The sequence below is a fragment of the Paracoccus alkanivorans genome (genome assembly GCF_003697785.1).
Classification (GTDB): Bacteria; Pseudomonadota; Alphaproteobacteria; order Rhodobacterales; family Rhodobacteraceae; genus Paracoccus; species Paracoccus alkanivorans.
The window spans coordinates 47,618-68,117 of the sequence record NZ_QOKZ01000009.1; the positions used below are offsets into that span (position 1 = coordinate 47,618).

The following is a 20,500-nucleotide window of genomic DNA, read 5'->3' on the forward strand; positions in this document are numbered from 1 at the left end:
GGCGACGCCCAGTCAGACATGGATTGCCCCGTCGCCACAGGCAAGGGCAGCCTCGCGCACGGCCTCGGAGGTGGTCGGGTGAGCATGGCAGGTCAGCGCCAGATCCTCGGCGGAAGCGCCGAATTCCATGGCCACGCAGACCTCGTGGATCATCTCTCCGGCATTGGGGCCGATGATGTGACAGCCGAGGATACGGTCGGTCTCGGCATCGGCGATCAGCTTGACGAAACCATCCGGCTGCATCATCGCCTTGGCGCGGGCATTGCCCATGAAGGGGAACTTTCCGATCCTGATCTTGCGGCCGTTTTCCTTCGCGGCCTCTTCGGTCAGGCCGACATTCGCCACCTCGGGGGTGGTGTAGATCACGCCGGGGATGACGTCGTAATTCACATGCCCATGTTTGCCGGCGATGATTTCGGCCACCGCCATGCCCTCATCCTCGGCCTTGTGCGCCAGCATCGGGCCGGGAACGCAATCGCCGATGGCATAAATCCCGGGCACATTCGTGGCCCAATGCCCATCGATCTTGACGAAGCCGCGATCGGTCATCCCGACACCGATCTTGTCCAGCCCCAGCCCCTCGACCTGCGGGCGGCGGCCGGTGGCGACCAGCACGCAATCGGCCTCCAGCACATGTTCGCTGTCGTCCTTTTTCAGCGCATAGGTGAGTTTCGCCTTGCCCTTGGCGACCTCTGCCCCCATGACCGCCGCGCCGAGGACGAATTTGAGGCCCTGCCTGGTCAGGGTTTTCTGAAGCTGTTTCTGCACCTCGCCATCCATGCCTGGGGTAATGACGTCAAGATATTCGACCACCGTCACCTCGGTGCCGAGGCGGGCATAGACCGAGCCGAGTTCCAGCCCGATGACACCGGCGCCGATCACCACCATGGATTTCGGGATCTTCGGCAGCGACAGCGCACCGGTCGAGTCGACCAACACGCCGGCATCGTTATCGACCTCCACCCCCTTCAGCGCAGAGGGGACCGAGCCGGTCGCGATGACGATATTCTTGGCCTCGTGCAGGGTGTCGCCGATTCTGACCTTGCCGGGACCCTCGATGCTGGCCCAACCCTTCAGCCAGTCGATCTTGTTTTTCTTGAACAGGAACTCGATGCCCTTGGTATTGCCGCCCACCGTTTCGGCCTTGTAGCCTTGCATCTTGGTCCAGTCGGTTTTGATCTTGCCGCCGATCAGGCCCATGCGGTCGAAATTCTCATGGGCCTCATGCAGCATGTGGCTGGCATGCAGGAGTGCCTTGGACGGGATGCAGCCGACATTCAGGCAGGTTCCGCCAAGCGTCTCGCGCCCTTCGACGCAGGCGACCTTGAGGCCCAGCTGGGCGGCACGGATCGCGCAGACATAACCGCCGGGACCGGCGCCGATCACGATCAGATCATAGGTGGACATTACACACTCCTTCTGTCCTTCGGGCCATGCGGCCTATCGACCGCTGTTGTATCGTTTTTCCGCGCCGCATCAGAACAGCGCCGCCAGTATCATCAGCATCGTGGCCGCGAAGCCGACCGCCCAGATGGCCGAGCGCCACGGCACCCAGCCCAGCAGATAGGCGGGCACATAGAGGATCCGGGCAAGCAGGTAGATCCACGCGCAAATGGCAGTCGGGGCCGAACTTTGCTGGCCCGTCACCACCACGACCACTGCAAGGGTGAACAGGATCAACCCTTCGAAGTGATTGTTCAGCGCCCGGTGCAGCCGGCCCGCCCGGCCTGTCAGGGCGGGGACGTCATCGCGAGGGCCCAACGCGGCTTCGGGGCCGATCTGCCGGTTCGCGGCGATCGAGAAACCCGCGAATTGCAGGCCCTGCAATAGCCCGGCCAGCGCCAATGCCGTCAACTCCGCGCCCATGTCATGCCGTTTCGACGAAGTGAAAGCTGGTGCCGGTCACACCTGCCTGAGAGTTGAACACGCCCGCCGCGCCGTCCAGGTAAGCCTTGGCCGCGCGGGCGTCGGTGACGTTGAATAGCGCCCATATATTTGTGCCGTCCTCGCGCCAGAGTTGCAGCAGCGACAGCCCGTTATTTCCGCGATCCTCGGCATCGGCATCAAAGGCGGATTTGAATGTGGCATAGTCGCCGATCCGGTAATGGGCGAGCATTTGCATGGATCATTCCCTCGTCAGTGCCGCACGGATCACGCGCCGGTCCGCATCGGTGATTTCGAACAGCCCGCGTCGGGCCAGCATCCCCCAGCTTCCACGCGTGAAGTCCAGTTGCTTGGTCAACTCGGCGAGCGGCGTTTCGGTTGCGTCGAGCCAGTCGATATCGCGGCGGAAACCCATTACTCCGCCATTCATCCTGATTTGATAGGGCTCTGCGTCCTTCACGCTGCCGATAGCTGTGAAGGCTTTCAGGATCTCGCCGCCGTTTGGCAGGGTTCGTGGCGAATAATAGATCAGCCAATCGCCCGGCGTCAGACGCAGAAGCGGGCCCAGCTTGCCATGACCCAGCACCGTGAAGCCGCCTTCGATGCTTTCAAGGGCGTGGTCACGGCTGACGACACCAATCCAGTTGCGGGTCTCCGCCTGCGCCGGTCCGGGCTGGCCTGCGGCTGTGGTGAGACTGGATTGCGTCTTGGCGGACATGAATACCTCATTGGCGGGGCGGGGTGCGAGCCCCGTCCCGGCAGGTCTTTGGCTTACAGATCCATTAACAGGCGGCGCGGATCCTCCAGCGCCTCCTTGACGCGGACAAGGAAGGTCACGGCGCCCTTGCCGTCGACGATGCGGTGGTCATAGGACAGCGCCAGATACATCATCGGGCGGATGACGATCTCGCCGCCGACCACCATGGGACGTTCCTGGATCTTATGCATGCCCAGAATGCCCGATTGCGGCGGATTCAGGATCGGCGAGGACATCAGCGAGCCGTAAACCCCGCCATTCGAGATGGTGAAGGTGCCGCCCTGCATCTCGGCCATGTTCAGCTTGCCGTCGCGGCCCTTGGCGCCAAGCTCGCCGATCTCCTTCTCGATCTCGGCAAAGCTCTTGCGGTCGGCATCGCGGACGACGGGCACGACGAGGCCCGAAGGGGTGCCGACGGCCACGCCCATATTGACATAGTTCTTGTAGACCACATCGGTGCCGTCGATCTCGGCATTGACTTCGGGCACTTCCTTCAGCGCATGGCAGCAGGCCTTGGCGAAGAAGGACATGAAGCCCAGCTTGACCTTGTGCTTCTTTTCGAAGGCGTCCTTGTATTCGTTGCGAAGCTGCATGATGGCGGACATGTCGGCTTCATTATAGGTCGTCAGCATCGCCGCGGTGTTCTGGGCGTCCTTCAGGCGGCGGGCGATGGTCTGGCGCAACCGGGTCATCTTGACCCGTTCCTCGCGCGCGGCGTCCTGTGCGGGGGAAGGCGCGCGCGCGGCGGCGGGCACGGTTTTCGGCGCGGCGGCGCCGGCCACATCCTCCTTCATGATCCGACCATCGCGGCCCGAACCCTGCACCTGATCGCGGCTGATGCCCTTTTCCGCCATCGCCTTCTTGGCGGCGGGCGCATCCTCGACATCCTTGCCGGTGGCCGGGGCGCTGGTCGTGGCGCTGCCTTGCTGGGTCGCCGGGGCGGGGCTGGCTGTCGCGTTGCCTGCGGCGCCCTCGGAGATCACCGCCAGTTTCGCCTTGGCATCCACGGTGGAACCTTCCGGTGCGAGGATCTCGGCCAATACACCGGCAGCGGGGGCGGGCACCTCGACAGAAACCTTGTCGGTTTCCAGCTCGCACAGCATCTCGTCGGCGGCGACACTGTCGCCCACCTGCTTGAACCAGGTGGCGACGGTCGCTTCGGTGACGCTTTCGCCGAGCGCCGGAACCATCACGTCGACCGAGGCGCCACTCTTGGCCGGAGCGGGGGACGGAGCAGGGTCGGCCTTGCCGTCTGCCGCCTGCGCTTTGGGTGCCTCTGGTTTCGCCGCAACCTCGGATGCACCCTCTGCGATTTGCGCCAGCAGGGCGGCGGGGCCGACGGTCTCGCCTTCGGCTGCCACGATCTCGGCCAGGACGCCGGCGGCGGGGCTGGGAACCTCGACGGTCACCTTGTCGGTTTCCAGTTCGCACAGCATTTCATCGACGGCAACCGTATCGCCGGGTTTCTTGAACCAGGTGGCGATGGTCGCCTCGGTGACGGATTCGCCCAGTGCGGGGACACGAACTTCGGTGGTCATCGGATCATCCTTCGATAGTGAGCGCTTCGTTCACCAGCGCTTCTTGTTCAGACTTGTGACGCGAGGCGAGGCCGGTCGCGGGCGAGGCGGCGGCATTGCGCCCGACATAGCGGGCACGGCTGTGCCTGGCTCCCAAACGCTCCAGCACCCATTCGATATAGGGCTCGACAAAGGACCAGCCGCCCTGGTTCTTGGGCTCTTCCTGGCACCAGACGATTTCGGCCTGCTTGAAGCGCCCCAGTTCCTTGACCATCGCCTGCGCGGGGAAGGGATAGAACTGCTCCAGCCGCATCAGGTAGACATCGGTGATGCCCGCCTCGTCACGAGCCTTGAGCAGGTCGTAATAGACCTTGCCCGAGCAGATCACGACGCGGCGGATCTTGTCGTCAGCGTCCAGCTTGGTTTCGGAGTTCCCCCGCTCGGCATCGTCCCACAACACGCGGTGGAAGGTCGAGCCGGTCTGGAACTCCTCGGCCTTGCTGACCGCCAGCGGGTGGCGCAGCAGCGATTTCGGGGTCATCAGGACCAGCGGCTTGCGGAAACCGCGATGGATCTGGCGGCGCAGGATGTGGAAGTAATTCGCCGGAGTCGTGCAATTGGCGACGATCCAGTTGTCCTCGGCGCACATCTGCAGGAAACGCTCCAGCCGGGCCGAGCTGTGCTCGGGGCCCTGACCCTCGAAACCGTGGGGCAGCAGCATGACCAGCCCGGACATGCGCAGCCACTTCTTTTCGCCCGAGGAAATGAACTGATCGAACATGATCTGGGCGCCATTGGCAAAGTCGCCGAATTGCGCCTCCCACATGACCAGCGCGTTCGGTTCGGCCAGTGAATAGCCGTATTCGAAGCCCAGCACCGCATATTCCGACAGCATCGAGTCGATGACCTCGTAACGGGCCTGGTCCTTCGAAATGTGGTTCAGCGGATAATAACGCTCTTCGCTTTTCTGGTCTATGATCGCCGAATGACGCTGGCTGAAAGTGCCGCGCGCACTGTCCTGCCCGGCCAGCCGCACGCCATGCCCCTCGGCCAGCAGCGAGCCGAAAGCCAGGGCCTCGCCCGTCGCCCAATCGAAACCTTCCCCGGTTTCGAACATCTTCTTCTTGGCCTCCAGCAGCCGGCCCACGGTCTTGTGCAGGCTCACCCCGTCGGGAACCGTGGTCAGCGCGCGGCCAATCTGTGTCATCGCTTCGGGAGCGATGCCGGTTTCGCCAGGGACATATTCCGCACCCTCGCGTTCGATACCGGACCACTTGCCATCAAGCCAGTCGGCCTTGTTCGGCTTGTAATTCTTGCCGATCTCGAACTCTTCGTTCAGATGCGCCTGGAAGCTGGCCTTCATATCCTCGATCTCGCCCTCGGGGATCAGCCCGTCGGCGACCAGCCTGTCGGTGTAAAGCTGCAGCGTCGTCTTGTGCGACTTGATCTTGGTATACATGGCCGGGTTGGTAAACATCGGCTCGTCGCCTTCGTTGTGGCCGAAGCGGCGATAGCAGATGATGTCGAGGACCACATCCTTGTGGAATTTCTGCCGGAATTCGGTTGCCACGCGGGCGGCATGCACGACCGCCTCGGGGTCGTCGCCATTGACGTGGAAGATTGGCGCCTCGACCATCATCGCGATATCGGTCGGATAGGGCGATGTACGGCTGAAATGCGGCGCGGTCGTGAAACCGATCTGGTTGTTCACGACGATATGCATCGTACCGCCCGTGCGGTGCCCGCGAATACCCGAAAGCTGCAGGCATTCCGCGACGACGCCCTGACCGGCAAAGGCTGCATCGCCATGCAGCAGGATCGGCAGCACCGCCGTCCGGTCGGGGCTGTCCTTCAACTGGTCGCCCTTGGCGCGGGCCTTGCCCAGCACGACCGGGTTCACCGCCTCCAGATGGCTGGGATTGGCAGTCAGCGACAGGTGGACCGTGTTGCCATCGAACTCGCGGTCCGAGGAGGCGCCCAAATGGTACTTCACGTCGCCCGAACCATCCACGTCCTCGGGCTTGAAGCTGCCGCCCTGGAATTCGTGGAAGATCGCGCGATAGGGCTTTGACATGACGTTGGCCAGCACCGACAGGCGGCCGCGGTGAGGCATGCCGATGACGATCTCTTTCACGCCAAGCGCTCCGCCGCGCTTGATGATCTGCTCCATCGCGGGGATCAGCGCTTCACCACCGTCGAGACCGAAACGCTTGGTGCCCATATATTTTACATGCAGGAACTTCTCGAAGCCCTCGGCCTCGACCAGCTTGTTGAGGATGGCGCGGCGGCCATTCTTGGTGAACTGGATCTCCTTGCCGTAACCCTCGATCCGCTCCTTCAGCCAGGCGGCTTCCTCGGGATTGGAGATATGCATGTATTGCAGCGCGAAAGTGCCGCAATAGGTTCGCTTCATCAATTCGGCGATCTGCCGGATCGTGGCAATTTCGAGCCCGAGCACATTGTCGATGAAGATCGGACGGTCCAGGTCATCGGGGCCGAAGCCATAGGTGGCGGCTTTCAATTCGCCATGATCGGGAACACTGCGCAGCCCGAGCGGGTCCAGATCGGCATGCAGATGGCCGCGAATCCTATAGGCGCGGATCAGCATCAGGGCGCGGATCGAATCCAGCACCGCCTGACGCATCTGGCCCTCGGTCAGGTCGATGCCCTTCTCGCTGGCCTTGGCGGCGATCTTCTTCATCGCGGCGTCTGCCTCGGCCTTCGGGGCCATCGGCCATTCGCCCGTCAAGGCGGCGGTGTTGTCGTCGCTCGGCATTGGCGGCCAGTCGCTGCGCGCCCATGACGGCCCCCGGGCCTCGCGCAGCGCATCCCCGTCGGCATCGCCGAGGGTGCGGAAGAAGGCATCCCAGGCCTGATCGACGGCGGCCGGATCCTTGGCCCATTGACCGTAAAGCTGTTCGACATAGGCCGCGTTATGGCCCTGGAGAAACGAGGAATCGTGGAAATCAGAGTTGTTTGGCTGGTCGTTCATGGCTCATCCCCGGTTCAGGGCAGAAGAAAAGGTTGTCAGGCACAGTAGATATCGATCATGGCGGCGCCGGGATCGGTATAGGGATCGATGCGGGGCACATGTTCGATGCGGGCGACCCTGCGGCTTTCGAGGCCGCAAAGCGCCCGCGCCGCGCCCTGATCGGCGGAGGCCGGGGCGCGGGCAGGATGGTAGATCAGCCGCCAGCCGTAATCGCGACGGGCAACGGTGCGGACTGAATCGGCTGGAAGAGAACTGGCTCTGTGCAGGTCGGTCCGGGCAGGGATACCCCCGGGCAAAACGAGATCCGTGGGCTTGCCGCCACAGGCGGTCAGTGTCAGCAGCGCGGCGAATGACAGCGGAGCAATGGAACGGGAATGCCACGCCGGACGCATTCCTGCGGGTTTTGCTTGTCGGGCCTCTGGTCCCTGTTCGTCCACGTCATGCCTCGCGCGGTGGTTGTCCCGTGCCCCCATACTCAGATGGGGGGCACGGGCTGTCAATTCATCAGCTTTTGATGGCCTTCAGAACGGCCTCGCCCAGACCCGCGGGGCTGTCGGCGACGACGATCCCGGCGCGTTTCATGGCCTCGATCTTGGATTCGGCATCACCCTTGCCGCCCGAGACAATCGCGCCGGCATGCCCCATGCGGCGGCCCGGAGGCGCGGTGCGGCCGGCGATGAAACCGGCGGTGGGCTTCCATTTGCCCTTCTTCTTCTGTTCGGCCAGGAATTCGGCGGCCTCTTCCTCGGCGCTGCCGCCGATCTCGCCGATCATGATGATCGATTCGGTCTCGTCATCGTCGAGGAACATCTGCAGCACGTCGATATGCTCCATCCCCTTGATCGGATCGCCCCCGATACCCACGGCGCTGGACTGGCCAAGGCCGACATCGGAGGTCTGCTTGACCGCCTCGTAGGTCAGCGTGCCCGAGCGGGAGACCACGCCGACCGAGCCACGCTTGAAGATGCTGCCGGGCATGATGCCGATCTTGCATTCGTCGGGCGTCATGATGCCGGGGCAGTTCGGCCCGATCAGTTTCGAGGCGCTGCCTTCGAGCGCGCGCTTGACCCGCATCATGTCGAGCACCGGAATACCCTCGGTGATCGCCACGATCAGCGGGATCCCGGCGTCGATCGCCTCAAGGATCGAATCGGCGGCGAAGGGGGGCGGCACATAGATGGCAGTAGCATTGGCGCCGGTTTTCGCGACGGCCTCATGGACGGAGTTGAAAACCGGCAGATCCAGATGCTCGGTCCCGCCCTTGCCGGGGGTCACGCCGCCGACCATCTGCGTGCCATAGGCGATCGCCTGCTCGGTATGGAAGGTGCCCTGGGAGCCGGTGATCCCCTGGCAGATGACTTTGGTGTTCTTGTCTACGAGAATGGCCATTATTTGGCGTCTCCGAATTTACGAGAGTTTCGTTGCGTTCGTGGGCAGAGGGTCACCCCTTCACCGCCTTCACGATCTTCTCGGCCCCGTCCTTGAGGTCATCTGCGGCGATCACGTTCAGACCGCTTTCGTTGATGATCTGCTTGCCCTTGTCGACATTGGTGCCCTCCAGGCGCACGACCAGCGGCACCTGCAGCCCCACCTCTTTCACGGCGGTCACGATACCCTCGGCGATGATGTCACAGCGCATGATACCGCCGAAGATGTTGACGAGGATGCCTTTGACGTTCTGGTCGGAGGTGATGATCTTGAACGCCTCGGTCACCTTTTCGGTGGTGGCGCCGCCGCCGACATCGAGGAAGTTGGCGGGCTCGGCCCCGAACAGCTTGATGATGTCCATCGTCGCCATCGCCAGGCCGGCGCCGTTCACCATGCAGCCGATCTCGCCATCCAGCGCGATATAGTTCAGGTCGAACTTCGATGCCGCCAGTTCCTTGGGGTCTTCCTCTGTCTCGTCGCGCAGCGCGATGATGTCCGACTGGCGATAGAGCGCGTTATTGTCGAAGCCCATCTTGGCGTCGAGGCATTTGAGGTTGCCGTCGGTGGTCACGATCAGCGGGTTGATCTCCAGCATCTCCATGTCCTTCTCGATGAACATGCGATACAGGTTGCGGATCAGCGCCACGCATTGCTTGACCTGCGCACCCTTCAGGCCGAGGGCGAAGGCCACGCGGCGGCCATGGAAATCCGACAGGCCCGAGGCGGGGTCGACGCTGAAGCTGACGATCTTGTCGGGGGTGCTTGCCGCCACCTCCTCGATATCCATGCCGCCCTCGGTCGAGGCGACGAAGCTGATGCGCGAGGTGCCGCGATCGACCAGCAGGGCGAGGTAAAGCTCACGCTCGATATCCGAGCCATCCTCGATATAGATGCGGTTGACCTGCTTACCTGCGGGGCCGGTCTGATGCGTGACCAGCGTGCGGCCCAGCATCTGGCGGGTCAGCTCCTCGGCCTCTGCGACGGATTTGGCCAGCCGCACGCCGCCCTTTTCGCCCGCCGCGGCTTCCTTGAACGAGCCCTTGCCGCGGCCGCCGGCATGGATCTGCGCCTTGACCACCCAAAGCGGGCCATCCAGTTCGCCCGCGGCGGATTTGGCTTCGTCAGCCTTCATCACCACGCGGCCGTCACTGACCGGCGCGCCGTATTGACGCAGCAGCGCCTTGGCCTGATATTCGTGAATGTTCATCGCGACCCCCTCGTCGGTTCAGCAGATTTATCCGAACTCTTGGCACAGCTTTGCACTGGTAGGGAACCGTTTTTCCGGGAAAATAGGTAAAATTGCACGCAATGGGAATTTTGTGATCACAGGCATTCTGCACGTGATCACAAAGCCTGAAAGATAGGCGATTCCCGCAGCGCTAACATCGAGCCACGGCAGGTCTCAGTTGAACAGGACCATGTATAGGCCCGCACGGCTGCCGAAGATTCCAGAGAATTCCCGCCATGAATCGCGGCTGACGGTCTTGCCCTTGCGGGCATGGGGCAGGGCGGCGGAGCCCTGAATCCAGCCAACCAGATCGACGGGCTGCGGATCGTCGAGCCAGTGCTTAAGATCGATTCCGTGCCCGGGCGCGAAACGCCAATAGGGAATCAGGCGCTCGCCTTCCAGAATCTGTTCCGCATCTTCCAGAACCGCCAGCCAAGCCTGGCCCGCCCCCTTGGGAATGTCGAAGCCGAGCGCTGCCTGCTGCCGGTCATTGGGGATCCATTCGCGGTCATTATCGGTCTCCTCCCCGGCGAGCTTCCAGAATTTACGATTGGCATCGATCATTGCCCGGATATGCTGGGCGGCCTCGCTGATCCTGGCCTTGTCGGGGCGGTTGCGCAGGGTCTGGATCACGACCGCGATCCGATCGATCATGGGGCCGAAATACTCGGCTTCACGCTTCATGCCCGGATCGGACTGCGCATCGGGGGAGGATGTCGAGAATTGCTCGCGCAGCGCCTCTGCCAGTTCGATATTCCGCGCCAGTGCCGGCTCGGGATCGAAGGCAAGGATCAGCGTGGTCGCCGCCTCGATCAGATGCGTGTAGGCGCGCAACCACTCGGTATCGGCGGAATCGAAGCGGATCTCGCCATCCACCCCTTCGGGGAGCGGCATCAGCGCCAGATCCAGCAGCCCCTCTGACGGGCCGCGCCGGCCATCGGCATCGACATCCAGCCACAGATCCGGAAGCCGCAGGACCAGGGCGGCGTCGCCCTCTGGCAGGGTTTCACGGGCCGATTGCATGGAGGCTGACAGATCGGCGGCGAGTCCGTTAACGAAATCCGCGCGCATCGGCTCGGGCGAGGGATTGCCGGGGAGCGAACTGCCCAGGATCGGGGCGGGTATGAGTGGTTCGGTCGCGCCGATACGCCAGCGTGCCTGATAGGCCTGCTCCACGCCGGACAGGAACCTTACCGCCGCCAGCGCCATGTCGCGGTCGGGTGAGGGCGCGGAGGATTCGAGACCCTCCATGGCGGCGCCCAGCCCCTTTTCGGCGATCAGGGTCGAGGTGGTCGTATCATCCGCCAGTGCGGGTGCTGCGCTGATCAGCATGGCGGCGAGGAACTTGCGCATCAAAAAGTCCTGCAAATGAAAAACGGCGCGCCGATGGTGGCGCGCCGTCGCGAAAATCACAAGGCAGGATTTCAGGCCAGGGAGCTGTCGATCCCCTTGCAGGCCTCGACAAGACCTTTCACCGCATCGACGGACTTGTCGAACATCGCCTGCTCGTCCTTGTCCAGCTTGATGTCGATGACTTTCTCGATGCCATTCGCGCCGATCACGGTGGGCACGCCGACATAAAGCCCCTTCAGCCCATAGGCGCCATCCACATGTGCCGCGCAGGGCAGGACACGCTTCTGGTCCTTCAGATAGGCCTCGGCCATCTCGATGGCGCTGGTCGCGGGAGCGTAGAAGGCGCTGCCGGTCTTCAGCAGCCCGACGATCTCGGCGCCGCCGTCGCGGGTGCGCTGCACTATGGCGTCCAGCTTCTCCTGCGTGGTCCAGCCCATCTTGACCAGGTCGGGCAGGGGAATGCCGGCGACGGTCGAATAGCGGGTCAGCGGAACCATGGTGTCGCCGTGACCGCCCAGCACGAAGGCCGACACGTCTTTCATCGAAACGCCGAATTCCAGCGACAGGAAATGCCGGAAGCGGGCCGAGTCCAGCACGCCCGCCATGCCGCAGACCTTGTTGCGGGGCAGGCCGCTGAACTGGCGCAGTGCCCAGACCATCGCGTCCAGCGGGTTGGTGATGCAGATGACGAAGGCGTCCGGGGCATGGGTCTTGATGCCCTCGCCGACCGCTTTCATGACCTTGAGATTGATGCCCAGCAGGTCATCACGGCTCATCCCCGGCTTGCGGGGGACACCCGCCGTCACGATGCAGACATCGGCGCCCGCGATGTCGGCATAATCATTGGTGCCCTTCAGGCTCGCGTCAAAGCCCTCGGCCGGGCCGGATTCGGCGATATCCAGCGCCTTGCCCTGGGGAGTCCCCTCGGCGATATCGAACAGAACGACGTCGCCCAGTTCCTTCATCGCAGCCAGATGTGCCAGCGTGCCGCCGATCTGCCCCGCACCGATCAGTGCGATTTTGGGTCGGGCCATGAGTAACCTCCGATATGGTGGGTGTTTGCAGCCGGGTGGTTAGAACGTTACCGCGCGAATCGCAAGTCCAAGCCGCAACCGTGCTTGACGGAAGGTTAAGCCCGGACTACCGCCCGACACGGTGAAACATCGTGGGAGAAGCGGATGCTGGAGCTTTCCACCGAAGGGTGGCTGCTGGCCATCCTTGCCTCGATGGCGGTCGGGTTGGCCAAGGGAGGGCTGGCCATGGTCGCGATCCTGGCGGTGCCGATCCTGTCGCTGGTGATGTCCCCGGTGCAGGCGGCGGGGCTCATGCTGCCGGTCTATATAGTTTCGGATCTCGGCGGGCTGCTGGCGTTCCGGCGCGATTTCGACCGGCGCGTGCTGAAGACCTCGCTGCCCGGAGCGGCTGTCGGAATCGGAATGGGATGGGCGACGGCGCATATCGTGCCGGACCGGGGCGTGACGCTGATCGTGGGACTGATCGGCCTCGTATTCGCGCTGAATGCCCTGATCCGCCCGGACCTGTCTGCCCGCGCGCGGCAGCCTTCGCCCCTGCGCGGCAGTTTCTGGGGCGCGCTCGCCGGCTACACCAGCTTTGTCAGCCATTCCGGCGCGCCGCCCTATCAGGTCTATGTGCAGCCGCTTCGCCTGCCCTCGGTGATCTTTGCGGGCACCACGACATGGTATTTCGCGGTGGTGAACTGGATCAAGCTGATCCCCTATGCCGCCCTCGGCCAGCTGTCGCCGGCGAACCTGAAAGTGGCGGCGGTCCTGACGCCGGTTGCGCTGGTTTCTGTCTGGGTTGGGCTGCGGCTGGTGAGAATTATTCCGCAAGCGCTGTTCTACAAGCTGATCACATGGGGGCTGCTGGCCGTATCCTCGCGGCTGGTCTGGCAGGCCCTCTCGGGTTGATGCCGCAGCGCAGCAATTTTCCCCTTGCCATTTCTGGCGCTTCAAGGCAGTTTCGCGCAAGAAAATTGCCCGGAGGATTTCATGGCCCGCCCCTACCGTTCCGTTCTCTATATCCCCACGGCCAACACGCGCGCGATGGAAAAGGCGCAGAACCTGGCCGCGGATGCGATCATTTTCGACATGGAGGACGCGGTCGTGCCTGACGAAAAGGCCGCCGCGCGGGAACATCTGACGGCGGCCCTGGCCAATGATTACGGGCGGCGCGCGCTGATCGTTCGGATCAATGCGCTGGCGACGGAATGGGGCGAGGATGACGCGCGACTCTGTGCAGGAGCTTTGGCGGGCAAGATCGACGCGATGCTGATTCCCAAGGTAGAGTGCGCCGCCGATCTGGACCGGGCGGCGGCACTGGTCCCCGATACCCCGCTCTGGGCCATGCTAGAAACGCCCCTGGGCATGCTGAACGCCGCCGAGATTGCTGCGCATCCCCGATTGGAAGGGATGGTCATGGGCACCAATGACCTGGCCAAGGAGCTGAACAGCCGCTTTCGCCCGGATCGCCTGCCGATGCAGGCGGGGCTGGGGCTGTGCCTGCTGGCAGCGAAGGCGCATGGCAAGCTGATCGTCGATGGCGTCTATAATGCCTTCAAGGATGATGACGGGTTGCGCGCCGAATGCGAGCAGGGCCGCGATATGGGTTTTGACGGCAAGACATTGATCCACCCGGCACAACTGGCCGTCACCAACGAGGTCTTCGCCCCGACCGAAGCCGAGGTCGAACTTGCGCGCCGCCAGATCGAGGCATTCGAGGCGGTTTCCGCCACCGGCAAGGGCGTGGCCGTGGTCGATGGGAAGATCGTCGAGAACCTGCATGTCGATACCGCCCGCAAGACGCTGGATCACGCCGAAGCGATTGCGGCCATGGCGGGATGATGGCAAAGTGAATGGGATTCACATCCAGCGAAAGGAAGCGAGATGCTGATCCTGATTCTTGGCGTGGCCCTGTGGTGGGGCGCGCATCTTTTCAAACGCCTGGCCCCCGGGCGCCGCGAGGCGATGGGCGATCGCGGCAAGGGCCTGATGGCTGGGCTGCTGCTCTTGTCGGTCATCCTGATGATCTGGGGCTACAGAATTTCGGATGGGCCATATTGGTGGGGGCGCAGCGGGGCCCTGGTCGGTATCAACAACCTGCTGGTATTGATCGCGTTCTACCTTTTCGCCGCGGCTGGTATGAAAACCCGTGTGACCGCTTACCTGCGCCATCCGCAACTGGTCGGTTTCTCGCTTTGGGCGGTGGCGCATCTGCTGGTCAATGGCGACCTGCCCTCCTTCATCCTGTTCGGCGGATTGCTGATCTGGGCGCTGGCCGAGATCGTCGTCATCAACCGCGACAGCGCATGGACGCCGCCGGCCGGCCCGTTCCCGGCCCGGAAGGAAGTCATGGCGATTGTCGGGGCCATCGTGGTCATGGCTGTCGTCGCAACCTTGCACGGTTGGGTCGGACCCCAGCCATATGGAGGCTGACATGAGTACGATCTACCGTCTGCTGACCGAAGACGACACCTCGGCCTTCTGTCACAAGGTCAGCGATGCGCTGGCAAAGGGCTGGCAGTTGCATGGCAGCCCTTCGATCTCCTTCGATTCCGCGCGCGGTGTGATGCGCTGCGCGCAGGCCGTCACCAAGGAGGTCGAGGCCGATTACCACCCCGAGATGAAACTGGGACAGCAATGACAAAGACCAATCCGGGCCGTTTTTTCGAAGATTATCGCATGGGTCAGGTGATCCGGCACGCGGTTCCCCGCACCGTTTCGGGCGGCGAGCGGGCGCTGTATCACGCACTCTATCCGGCGCGTCACGCTCTGGCCTCGTCGGATGAGTTCGCGCGGGCGTGCGGGCTGAAGGCCGCGCCGCTGGATGACCTGATCGCCTTCCATGTCGTCTTCGGCAAGACGGTCCCGGATATCAGCCTGAACGCCGTCGCCAATCTCGGCTATGCCGAGGGGCGCTGGCTCAGGCCGGTCTGGCCGGGGGATACGATCCGCTCGGAATCCGAGGTGATCGGGCTCAAGCAGAATTCGAACGGCAAGACCGGCGTGGTCTGGGTGCGCACGCGCGGCCTGAACCAGTCGGGCGAGGCGGTCATGGAATATGTCCGTTGGGTGATGGTGCGCAAGCGCGACCCCGAAGCCCCGGCACCCGAGACGGTCGTGCCAAAGCTTGCAGAGGTGGTGGATGCCGCCGGTCTTGTCATTCCGGAAGGCTTGAATTTTTCCAAATACGACTTTGAACTTGCGGGTGAAAGCCACCGGTGGGGTGATTACGCGATCGGCGAGAGGATCGACCATGTCGATGGCGTCACCATCGAGGAGGCCGAGCATATGCTGGCCACGCGCCTGTGGCAGAACACCGCCAAGGTCCATTTCGATGCCACCAATCGCGAGGATGGCAAGCGGCTGATCTATGGCGGGCATGTCATCAGCATGGCGCGCGCGCTCAGTTTCAACGGCTTGGCGAATGCGCAGATGGTGGCGGCACTGAACGCGGGCGCCCACGCCAATCCCTGCTTTTCCGGCGATACGGTGCGGGCATGGTCAGAGGTGCTGGACAAGGCAGAAACCGCCGCGCCGGGCGTGGGAGCGATCCGCTTGCGGCTGGTCGCCACGAAAGGCGACAGCGGCGCTTTCGTGCTGAAGGGCGAGGACGGCAAATATGCGCCGGAGGTGCTGCTTGATCTGGATTGCTGGGCCTTGATGCCGGTCTGAAACCTGCGGTCGATCCAGCGCCTCCCTGTTCCGGGGGGCAGAACCCGACGAATTTTCTTGGTTTGCCGTTTCTTGTGATCACGCATGCGGTATGTGTGATCACAATTGGCGAAATCAGTTAAAATTGCGCCCAAGGACTGGCATAAGCTGGTGACAGATGGCAAGAATGCCGCCAGACACACCGCCAAACGCCAGCCCGAGCGGCCAGCCAAGCGCCTGCGACGGGATCAGTTCGAACCGATAGAGGAGGCCCGTATCATGGCCGATGTGAACCGGGGTAACCGGCCGCTATCTCCCCACCTTCAGGTTTACAAGCTGCCGGTCGCGGCAGTCACGTCGATCCTGACCCGGGTGACCGGCCATGCACTGATTGCCGGCATTCTTTTGCTGGTCTGGTGGCTGGTTGCCGCGGTCAGCGGGCCGGATGCCTTTGCCGCCGCCGATTGGGTGGTGCGGTCCTGGCTGGGCTTTCTGATCCTGACCGGTTCGGTCTGGGCGCTGTGGTATCACCTGCTGGCGGGCATTCGCCACCTGTTCTACGACGCCGGCCACATGCTCGAGATCGAAGAGGCGAGGAAAGCTTCCTGGGCGATCATTATCGGCTCGGTGGTGATGACCCTGCTGACCCTGATCCTGTTCTTCATTTTCTGAGGCGAGGGAAAAGATGCGTTACATAACCCCCCGCAAAGCCGCCACCGGCCTGGGCTCTGCCCGTTCCGGAACCTCCGATCACTGGGCCATGACCGTCAGCGCATGGGCGCTGCTGATCCTGACCCCTTTCTTCATGATCACCGTCGGCTGCGCCATCGGCCTGCCGCGGGAAGCGCTGATCGCCCATTTCGGGCGCCCGTGGCCGGGGATCGTCACCGCGCTGTTCGTGATCGTGGGCATGGTCCATTTCATGAAGGGCACCCGGATCATGATCGACGATTACTTCCAGCACAGTGCGCGCAAGGCCGCGATCATCGTCTCGGTGATCTTTGGCTGGGCCGTTATCGCGGCGGCGGTCTTCGCTTTGGCGAAGATGGCACTTTTCACCATTGCGATCTGAGGGCATCATGGCTGCATACGAAACCCAAACGCATGAATATGATGTGGTCGTGGTGGGTGCGGGCGGCGCCGGTCTGCGCGCTACCCTCGGCATGGCCGAACAGGGACTGCGCACGGCATGCGTGACCAAGGTCTTCCCGACCCGCTCGCATACGGTGGCCGCGCAGGGTGGTATCGCCGCCTCGCTGTCCAACATGGGCCCCGACAACTGGCAGTGGCACATGTATGACACGGTCAAGGGGTCGGACTGGCTGGGCGATACCGACGCGATGGAATACCTGGCGCGCGAGGCGCCCAAGGCCGTTTACGAACTGGATCATTACGGCGTGCCGTTTTCGCGCACCGAAGAGGGCAAGATCTACCAGCGCCCCTTCGGCGGCCACACCACGGAATTCGGCGAGGGTCCCCCTGTGCAGCGCACCTGCGCTGCCGCCGACCGGACCGGTCACGCGATTCTGCACACGCTCTACGGCCAATCGCTCAAGAACAACGCGGAATTCTTCATCGAATATTTCGCGCTGGATCTGATCATCACAGACGGGCGCTGCACCGGCGTGGTCTGCTGGCGGCTGGACGATGGCACGATCCATGTCTTCAACGCCAAGATGGTGGTGCTGGCCACCGGCGGTTATGGCCGGGCCTATTTCAGCGCCACCAGCGCCCATACATGCACCGGCGATGGCGGTGGCATGGTGGCACGCGCGGGGCTGCCGCTGCAGGACATGGAATTCGTCCAGTTCCACCCTACGGGCATCTATGGCTCGGGCTGCCTGATCACCGAGGGCGCGCGGGGAGAGGGTGGCTACCTGACCAATTCCGAGGGCGAGCGCTTCATGGAACGCTATGCTCCGACCTACAAGGATCTGGCCAGCCGCGACGTGGTCAGCCGCTGCATGACCATGGAGATCCGCGAGGGCCGTGGCGTGGGCGAGCACAAGGACCATATCTTTCTGAACCTGATGCATCTGCCGCCCGAAACACTGGCTGAACGTCTGCCGGGGATCAGCGAATCGGCCAAGATCTTTGCCGGGGTCGATGTGACCCGCGCGCCGATCCCGGTGCTGCCGACGGTGCATTACAACATGGGCGGCATCCCCACGAATTACTGGGGCGAGGTGCTGAACCCGACCGGGGATGATCCAGATGCCATATTCCCTGGCCTGATGGCGGTAGGAGAGGCGGGCTGCGCCAGTGTCCACGGTGCCAACCGCCTTGGCTCGAACAGCCTGATCGACCTGGTGGTCTTTGGCCGCGCTGCCGCGATCCGGGCGGGACAGGTGGTGGATCGTGAATCCGCCATCCCCTCGACCAACCCGGAACAGGTGGACAAGGCGCTTGACCGCTTTGACCGTATCCGCAACGCCAGCGGGGGCACGCCGACCGCCGCACTGCGCGACGAGATGCAGCGGACCATGCAGGCCGATGCCGCCGTGTTCCGCACCGACAAGACGCTCGCCGAGGGCGTCGAGAAGATGGAGGCCATCGCCGCCAAGCTGGACGATCTGCATGTCACCGACCGTGGCCTGATCTGGAATACCGACCTGATGGAAACGCTGGAACTGACGAATCTCATGCCCAACGCGCTGGCGACCATCACCGCCGCCGAGGCGCGCAAGGAAAGCCGCGGTGCCCATGCGCATGAGGATTACCCCGAGCGGGATGATGCCAACTGGCGCAAGCATTCGCTTGCAAGGGTCGAGGGAAACAAGGTTAAACTGGATTATCGCCCCGTGCATCTGGAGCCGCTGACAAAGGCCGAGGATGGTGGGATCGACCTGAAGAAGATTGCTCCTAAGAAGAGGGTTTACTGATGCGTTTCATATCTTTCGCCGGAATTGGTGTCGTCGCGCTCGCGCTCGCGGGATGCGCGGTGACCACGCCCCAAACCGGCACGGTGCCGACAGCGCCCACGACGACACCCGCGACCCCCACCACGCTCGACGCCGCCTCGCGCCAGGTTGCGCGTAATGTCATCAATTCCGAGATGGAAAAGCGGCTGCCGGGGGCGAATGTCGCGCCCTATACCGATTGCGTGATGAGCAATGCCACCACGGCCGAGCTGATCGACATCGCCCAGGCCTCCCGCGCTGGAGTGGCGGGAACGGCTGACAGCGTGGCAAGCATCGTGTCACGGCCGGCGACCACGCAATGCATCTCGGGCGCCGCAGGCACGGCCTGATGCGGAAAGGGCATTGCGCATTCGGTTTGCTGTTGCTGCCGCTTCTGGCGGCATGTGGTCCGGTCCCTGTCGACCGGGCCGAGCGAAGCTGTCTGCGCGATGCCGAACTGGCCAGCCGTCCGCGCGGCGAGGTGGCCATCGGCGCGATCGGTGGTGGTGGCGGGGGAACCCGTGCCGCCGGCCGTGTCGAGCTCGAGATTTCTTCTGATTATATTCTCGGGCGGGATCCGTCGGATGTGTTCAACCGCTGCGTCCTGCGCAAATCCGGGCAGTTGCCGACCCGGGTTCTGGCGGATCAGCCCGGCTGGCGTGGATAGGCAAGATGGTTATGGGCCAGCTAAGCAAGCGAGCCTTAAAGGGCAAACGCCGCCTGATCGTGCAAATCGGTGCTCGGAAGGCCGGAAACATGTCGATCCAACGATCTTCCGAGCATGCCGCCACGATGCTGCCGGATGGGGAGGCGATGCCATTACTGAATGATGGCGAAACGAAATTTTCATGGCATTTCGATATCATGGATGCAACTCCTCCTGCACATGCGCAGGAAAGGAACCTGATCTTTCGCACGCAATCCTTGTCCAATCCCGATCACCGGCCCCAAGGCACTCTCTGAAAGGAGCAACCCATGGTCCAGTTCACCCTGCCAAAAAACAGTCAGATCCGCGTCGGCAAGACCTGGCCCAAGCCCGAAGGGGCCAAGAATGTCCGGAAATTCCAGATCTATCGATGGGATCCCGATACCGGGGAAAATCCGCGCTTGGACACCTATTTCGTCGATCTCGACAAATGCGGACCAATGGTTCTGGATGCCCTGATCAAGATCAAGAACGAGATCGATCCGACGCTGTCCTTCCGTCGCTCTTGCCGCGAAGGGATCTGCGGCTCCTGTGCGATGAATATCGGCGGCGGCAACCACCTGGCCTGTATCTATGGTATCGACGAGATCGAGGGCGACATCGCCATCTATCCGCTGCCGCATATGCCGGTGGTCAAGGACCTGATCCCCGACCTGACGCATTTCTATGCCCAGCATGCCAGCGTGAATCCCTATCTGATCACCAAATCCCCCACGCCGGGAAAAGAGTGGAAACAGTCGATCGAGGATCGCAAGAAACTGGACGGGCTGTATGAATGCATCCTCTGCGCGTCATGCTCGACCGCCTGTCCGAGTTATTGGTGGAACGGCGATCGTTACCTCGGCCCTGCCGCTTTGCTGCATGCCTATCGCTGGATCATCGATTCACGCGATGAGGCGACGGGGGAGCGGCTGGACGAGTTGGAGGATCCCTTCAAGCTGTATCGCTGCCACACGATCATGAACTGCACGAATACTTGCCCCAAGGGTCTGAACCCGGCGAAGGCGATTGCCTCGATCAAGCATATGATGGTCGATCGCATGGTCTGATTCGGGGAAAGGGGGC

General features: G+C 63.0%; 23 protein-coding genes. 12 read left to right on the forward strand and 11 right to left on the reverse strand.

Annotated features, from left to right (window positions below; genetic code table 11):
- Nucleotides 1-12: 12 nt before the first annotated feature.
- The 11 genes from lpdA to mdh form a co-directional block, all read right to left on the reverse strand.
- Nucleotides 13-1,407 (reverse strand): dihydrolipoyl dehydrogenase, encoded by a 1,395-nt coding sequence (gene lpdA, locus C9E81_RS18535; RefSeq protein ID WP_122113851.1) that lies wholly within the window; start codon nucleotides 1,405-1,407, stop codon nucleotides 13-15.
- Nucleotides 1,408-1,476: 69 nt separating this feature from the next.
- Nucleotides 1,477-1,866, reverse strand: coding sequence for an MAPEG family protein (locus C9E81_RS18540; RefSeq protein ID WP_122113852.1), 390 nt, complete (start codon nucleotides 1,864-1,866; stop codon nucleotides 1,477-1,479).
- A 1-nt stretch (nucleotide 1,867) separates the two neighbouring features.
- Nucleotides 1,868-2,122: a hypothetical protein gene (locus C9E81_RS18545; protein ID WP_122113853.1), complete on the reverse strand. Its 255-nt coding sequence runs from the start codon at nucleotides 2,120-2,122 to the stop codon at nucleotides 1,868-1,870.
- Nucleotides 2,123-2,125: 3 nt separating this feature from the next.
- Entirely contained in the window at nucleotides 2,126-2,602 is a 477-nt protein-coding gene (locus C9E81_RS18550) for an EVE domain-containing protein (protein ID WP_122113854.1), read from the reverse strand.
- A gap of 53 nt (nucleotides 2,603-2,655) precedes the next feature.
- Nucleotides 2,656-4,179, reverse strand: coding sequence for a 2-oxoglutarate dehydrogenase complex dihydrolipoyllysine-residue succinyltransferase (gene odhB / locus C9E81_RS18555; protein ID WP_122113855.1), 1,524 nt, complete (start codon nucleotides 4,177-4,179; stop codon nucleotides 2,656-2,658).
- A gap of 4 nt (nucleotides 4,180-4,183) precedes the next feature.
- On the reverse strand, nucleotides 4,184-7,150 hold the full coding sequence (locus C9E81_RS18560; RefSeq protein WP_122113856.1) for a 2-oxoglutarate dehydrogenase E1 component: 2,967 nt from the start codon (nucleotides 7,148-7,150) through the stop codon (nucleotides 4,184-4,186).
- 35 nt (nucleotides 7,151-7,185) lie between these two features.
- Complete coding sequence (locus C9E81_RS18565) at nucleotides 7,186-7,542, reverse strand: hypothetical protein (protein WP_122113857.1); 357 nt, start codon at nucleotides 7,540-7,542, stop codon at nucleotides 7,186-7,188.
- Nucleotides 7,543-7,654: 112 nt separating this feature from the next.
- Entirely contained in the window at nucleotides 7,655-8,539 is an 885-nt protein-coding gene (gene sucD / locus C9E81_RS18570) for a succinate--CoA ligase subunit alpha (protein ID WP_122113858.1), read from the reverse strand.
- Nucleotides 8,540-8,591: 52 nt separating this feature from the next.
- Nucleotides 8,592-9,785 carry an ADP-forming succinate--CoA ligase subunit beta gene (gene sucC, locus C9E81_RS18575; RefSeq protein ID WP_122113859.1) on the reverse strand — a complete coding sequence of 398 codons (1,194 nt, stop codon included), beginning with the start codon at nucleotides 9,783-9,785 and terminating at the stop codon, nucleotides 8,592-8,594.
- A 195-nt stretch (nucleotides 9,786-9,980) separates the two neighbouring features.
- Nucleotides 9,981-11,159, reverse strand: coding sequence for a hypothetical protein (locus C9E81_RS18580; protein ID WP_147457630.1), 1,179 nt, complete (start codon nucleotides 11,157-11,159; stop codon nucleotides 9,981-9,983).
- Nucleotides 11,160-11,230: 71 nt separating this feature from the next.
- A complete protein-coding gene (gene mdh, locus C9E81_RS18585) occupies nucleotides 11,231-12,193 on the reverse strand; it encodes a malate dehydrogenase (protein WP_122113861.1) in 963 nt (320 codons plus the stop codon).
- Nucleotides 12,194-12,337: 144 nt separating this feature from the next.
- Between mdh and C9E81_RS18590 the strand changes: the two genes are divergently transcribed.
- The 12 genes from C9E81_RS18590 to C9E81_RS18645 all read left to right on the forward strand — a co-directional run bounded on the left by C9E81_RS18590 (nucleotide 12,338) and on the right by C9E81_RS18645 (nucleotide 20,484).
- Nucleotides 12,338-13,087, forward strand: coding sequence for a sulfite exporter TauE/SafE family protein (locus C9E81_RS18590; protein WP_122113862.1), 750 nt, complete (start codon nucleotides 12,338-12,340; stop codon nucleotides 13,085-13,087).
- 81 nt (nucleotides 13,088-13,168) lie between these two features.
- Complete coding sequence (locus C9E81_RS18595) at nucleotides 13,169-14,020, forward strand: HpcH/HpaI aldolase/citrate lyase family protein (RefSeq protein WP_122113944.1); 852 nt, start codon at nucleotides 13,169-13,171, stop codon at nucleotides 14,018-14,020.
- A 42-nt stretch (nucleotides 14,021-14,062) separates the two neighbouring features.
- Entirely contained in the window at nucleotides 14,063-14,611 is a 549-nt protein-coding gene (locus C9E81_RS18600) for an NnrU family protein (RefSeq protein ID WP_122113863.1), read from the forward strand.
- 1 nt (nucleotide 14,612) lies between these two features.
- On the forward strand, nucleotides 14,613-14,819 hold the full coding sequence (locus C9E81_RS18605) for a DUF1737 domain-containing protein (protein WP_122113864.1): 207 nt from the start codon (nucleotides 14,613-14,615) through the stop codon (nucleotides 14,817-14,819).
- Nucleotides 14,816-15,850, forward strand: coding sequence for a MaoC family dehydratase (locus C9E81_RS18610; RefSeq protein WP_122113865.1), 1,035 nt, complete (start codon nucleotides 14,816-14,818; stop codon nucleotides 15,848-15,850). The genes C9E81_RS18605 and C9E81_RS18610 overlap by 4 nt, the downstream gene beginning before the upstream one ends.
- Before the next feature lie 258 nt (nucleotides 15,851-16,108).
- A complete protein-coding gene (sdhC, locus tag C9E81_RS18615; protein ID WP_122113945.1) occupies nucleotides 16,109-16,501 on the forward strand; it encodes a succinate dehydrogenase, cytochrome b556 subunit in 393 nt (130 codons plus the stop codon).
- A 13-nt stretch (nucleotides 16,502-16,514) separates the two neighbouring features.
- On the forward strand, nucleotides 16,515-16,901 hold the full coding sequence (sdhD, locus tag C9E81_RS18620) for a succinate dehydrogenase, hydrophobic membrane anchor protein (protein ID WP_122113866.1): 387 nt from the start codon (nucleotides 16,515-16,517) through the stop codon (nucleotides 16,899-16,901).
- Between the two features lie 7 nt (nucleotides 16,902-16,908).
- Entirely contained in the window at nucleotides 16,909-18,711 is a 1,803-nt protein-coding gene (gene sdhA, locus C9E81_RS18625; RefSeq protein ID WP_122113867.1) for a succinate dehydrogenase flavoprotein subunit, read from the forward strand.
- Complete coding sequence (locus C9E81_RS18630; protein ID WP_208021222.1) at nucleotides 18,711-19,079, forward strand: hypothetical protein; 369 nt, start codon at nucleotides 18,711-18,713, stop codon at nucleotides 19,077-19,079. Before sdhA ends, C9E81_RS18630 begins: the two co-directional genes overlap by 1 nt.
- Nucleotides 19,079-19,396 carry a hypothetical protein gene (locus C9E81_RS18635; RefSeq protein WP_122113868.1) on the forward strand — a complete coding sequence of 106 codons (318 nt, stop codon included), beginning with the start codon at nucleotides 19,079-19,081 and terminating at the stop codon, nucleotides 19,394-19,396. The genes C9E81_RS18630 and C9E81_RS18635 overlap by 1 nt, the downstream gene beginning before the upstream one ends.
- Nucleotides 19,397-19,485: 89 nt before the next feature.
- Nucleotides 19,486-19,692 carry a hypothetical protein gene (locus C9E81_RS18640; RefSeq protein WP_147457631.1) on the forward strand — a complete coding sequence of 69 codons (207 nt, stop codon included), beginning with the start codon at nucleotides 19,486-19,488 and terminating at the stop codon, nucleotides 19,690-19,692.
- A gap of 12 nt (nucleotides 19,693-19,704) precedes the next feature.
- Nucleotides 19,705-20,484 (forward strand): succinate dehydrogenase iron-sulfur subunit, encoded by a 780-nt coding sequence (locus C9E81_RS18645; protein WP_122113870.1) that lies wholly within the window; start codon nucleotides 19,705-19,707, stop codon nucleotides 20,482-20,484.
- Nucleotides 20,485-20,500 lie beyond the last annotated feature (16 nt).